The organism is Burkholderia sp. BCC1972, from assembly GCF_905339605.1.
GTDB lineage: Bacteria > Pseudomonadota > Gammaproteobacteria > Burkholderiales > Burkholderiaceae > Burkholderia.
The window spans coordinates 1-1,749 of the sequence record NZ_CAJPGH010000062.1 but is presented as its reverse complement, the minus strand read 5'-3'; the positions used below and the strand labels follow the sequence as shown (position 1 = coordinate 1,749).

Annotated in this window: 2 protein-coding genes; both read left to right on the top strand. The window is 65.7% G+C overall.

Annotation, left to right across the window (positions count from 1 at the left end; translation table 11 throughout):
* Positions 1 to 453, top strand: a 453-nt coding sequence (locus tag U5798_RS36780) for an HlyD family secretion protein (RefSeq protein WP_322084866.1), incomplete at its 5' end; no start/stop codon positions are given.
* Positions 454 to 468: 15 nt separating this feature from the next.
* Positions 469 to 1,749: efflux RND transporter permease subunit (locus tag U5798_RS36775; protein WP_322084865.1), on the top strand; the 1,281-nt coding region annotated here is incomplete at its 3' end.

Below are 1,749 nucleotides of genomic sequence, written 5' to 3'. Positions count from 1 at the left end.
GTGTTCCCGAACCCGGGCCGCGTGCTGCTGCCGGGGATGTTCGTGCGCGCCCGGATCGAGGAAGGCGTGAACGAGAACGCGTTCCTGGTGCCGCAGATCGGCGTCACGCATGACCAGAAGGGGCAGGCGATCGCGATGGTGGTGAACGCCAGCAACAAGGTCGAGCCGCGTCCGCTGAAGACGACCGGCATGCAGGGCCCGAACTGGATCGTCGAAAGCGGTCTGCAAGCGGGCGATCACGTGATCGTCCAGGGCGTCGACAAGGTGCGCCCGGGCGCGACCGTGAAGACGGTCCCCGCCCAGCTCGCACCGGCGGCCGATGCCGCGTCGGGCGCCGCTGCCGCTGCCTCCGCCGCGCCGGCTGCCGCCGGTTCCGGCGCCGCTGCCGCTTCCGGTGCCGCCGCATCGGGCGTCGCGCCCGCGAGTGCCGCCGCTGCTTCGAGCGCGCAATAACAGGGAGCCTGCTTCATGGCAAAGTTTTTTATCGATCGCCCGATCTTCGCGTGGGTGATCGCCATCATCCTGATGCTGGCCGGGGTTGCGGCGATCTTCACGCTGCCGATCTCGCAGTATCCGACGATCGCGCCGCCATCGATCCAGATCACCGCGAACTACCCGGGCGCTTCCGCGAAGACGGTGGAAGACACGGTGACGCAGGTGATCGAGCAGCAGATGAGCGGTCTCGACAACTTCCTGTACATGTCGTCGACGAGTGACGACTCGGGCAACGCGACGATCACGCTGACCTTCGCGCCGGGCACCAACGCCGACATCGCACAGGTTCAGGTGCAGAACAAGCTGTCGCTCGCGACGCCGGTTCTGCCGCAGGTCGTGCAGCAGCTCGGCCTGTCGGTGACGAAGTCGAGCAGCAGCTTCCTGCTGGTGCTCGCCTTCAACTCCGAAGACGGCAGCATGAACAAGTACGACCTCGCGAACTTCGTGGCGTCGCACGTGAAGGATCCGATCAGCCGGTTGAACGGCGTCGGTACCGTCACGCTGTTCGGCTCGCAGTACGCGATGCGGATCTGGCTCGACCCGACCCGCCTGACCAACTACGGCCTCACGCCGGTCGACGTCAGCTCGGCGATCACCGCGCAGAACGTGCAGATCGCGGGCGGCCAGCTCGGCGGCACGCCGGCGAAGCCGGGCACGATGCTGCAGGCGACGATCACCGAATCGACGCTGCTGCAGACGCCCGAGCAGTTCGGCAACATCCTGCTGAAGGTCAACCAGGACGGCTCGCAGGTTCGCCTGAAGGACGTCGCGCAGATCGGCCTCGGCGGCGAAAACTACAACTTCGACACGAAGTACAACGGTCAGCCGACCGCGGCACTCGGTATCCAGCTCGCGACCAACGCGAACGCCCTCGCCACCGCGAAGGCCGTGCGCGCGAAGATCGACGAACTGGCACCGTTCTTCCCGCACGGCCTCGTCGTGAAGTATCCGTACGACACGACGCCGTTCGTGAAGCTGTCGATCGAGGAAGTGGTCAAGACGCTGCTCGAAGGTATCGTGCTCGTGTTCCTCGTGATGTATCTGTTCCTGCAGAACCTGCGGGCGACGATCATCCCGACGATCGCGGTGCCGGTCGTGCTGCTCGGTACGTTCGCGATCATGTCGATGGTGGGCTTCTCGATCAACACGCTGTCGATGTTCGGCCTCGTGCTCGCGATCGGCCTGCTGGTCGACGATGCGATCGTGGTGGTCGAGAACGTCGAGCGCGTGATGGCCGAGGAGGGGCTGTCGCCA